The following is a 1417-nucleotide window of genomic DNA, read 5'->3' as shown; positions in this document are numbered from 1 at the left end:
CGGCCACGGGCAGACTGACCGGTAGCTCGACGTGGCCCCGCTCCTCACGACCCGATCTCGAGGTGCGGAGCGACCTGCACCAGTAAGTCCCAGCCGCCCGTGACGGCGTCGCGCGTGTTCGGGGCGAGATCGGCGCGCATCAATTCGGGGGTGGTCAGCAGCCGCAGCAGGATGGTCGTGAGATCCGGTGCCGCGGCGAGCAGCTTCGCGTCGGCCAAGCGCTGGATCCCCGTGGCGATGTGCAGGCAGGATCCGCCGAACTCGACCGGGCGCGCTCGCCGGATGAAGTAGGGCCACCCGCCCGGCCGTTCCTCCCGCGCGGGTTCGACCCCGAGCATTCGCACCGTGGGGGTATCGTCGGCCTCGGCTTCGCCGCGCACGAGCCAGGGACCGGCGGTCGGCTCGCGTGCGGCCGATAGCTTGCGCCCACTCACGTCAGTACTCCTCGGCCAGCATGACGGTGAGCACGCGCGTCGTCACCGCTGGGTCGGCTGGGTCGGGCGAGTGCCCGCGCAGATCGCGGTCGTAGGCGTCGATCTTCCAGAAACAGCGCTGGGCGCCGACCGCGACCGCGCCGAAATCGTGCTCGCCGTCCGGATCGTTGTCGCCGTCGAAGTTGTCGAAGCGGCGCACGGCCAGCAGCAGAGCGATGCGTTCGGCCTTGGGCAGCACGCGTACGCCGGGCGTCGCGATCACATGGCCGCCGACCAAGCTGCTCCGGGGGGCGTCGTTCAGCGCCGCCATGCGAACTGCGCCGTCGCCCCCGGCCGGCGGCTGGACATCACGCGAATGGGTCCGGCGATCCAGCTCGTTCGTGTTTTGTTCTGAGCGCGCGGTGCGATCGGCCATGGCCTCACTCCACCGACGTGACATGGGCGGCCAAGCGATCGGCCGCGGCGAAGGCGCGTCGGGATAAGTCAGCCAAACGCTGCGCCTCGGCCTCGAAGGCAGCACCCAGCGCATGTCGCACGCCGGGGCGCTGCGCCTCGGCTGCGCACAGCACCGCCTCCAGCTCGCCAGCGCTGAGGTCGAGCACGCTGGCGAGCGCACGGCCAAGGTCGGGCACGGCTGCGCCGCCGTGAGGCAGGCGCGAGAGTGCGCGGGGGGCCGCAATGTGATCAATCATCCGATCTGACATGAGGTCTCTCTTGTGAGTGAGGGTCGAGTGGTACCGCGGCGCGTCGGCCGGGGTGGGTCGCGAAACGCCGAAGCGACAGGGCGCCGAGATCGCAGGCCTGGCTCAACGCCCACGCGTCGGGGTTGCAGGATGCAGCAGGCCGAGTGCGCGGCGGGAGCGGCTGAACTCGGGGTAATCGGGATAGTCAACCCAGGTCAGGACGAAGTGGTCGTCGGCCTTCGTGGCCACGACCGTGGCGGCATAGTAGGCGTCCTCGTCATCGCCCTGGGCCAGCACGAG

At 70.4% G+C, this 1417-nt stretch carries 3 protein-coding genes; all 3 read right to left on the bottom strand.

The window, feature by feature from the left end; translation table 11 throughout:
• Positions 1-44 precede the first annotated feature (44 nt).
• The gene (locus tag MKK75_RS09795; RefSeq protein ID WP_244042395.1) at positions 45-434 is read right to left on the bottom strand and encodes a hypothetical protein; all 390 of its coding nucleotides are present in this window, start codon (positions 432-434) and stop codon (positions 45-47) included.
• A gap of 1 nt (position 435) precedes the next feature.
• On the bottom strand, positions 436-744 hold the full coding sequence (locus MKK75_RS09790) for a DUF3768 domain-containing protein (protein WP_244042396.1): 309 nt from the start codon (positions 742-744) through the stop codon (positions 436-438).
• A 109-nt stretch (positions 745-853) separates the two neighbouring features.
• Positions 854-1126 carry a hypothetical protein gene (locus tag MKK75_RS09785; RefSeq protein ID WP_244042394.1) on the bottom strand — a complete coding sequence of 91 codons (273 nt, stop codon included), beginning with the start codon at positions 1124-1126 and terminating at the stop codon, positions 854-856.
• Positions 1127-1417: the final 291 nt, after the last annotated feature.

It is taken from the genome of Methylobacterium sp. J-030 (genome assembly GCF_022829545.1).
In the GTDB taxonomy this organism is placed as follows: domain Bacteria; phylum Pseudomonadota; class Alphaproteobacteria; order Rhizobiales; family Beijerinckiaceae; genus Methylobacterium.
This window is presented reverse-complemented; position numbering and strand designations above follow the sequence as displayed.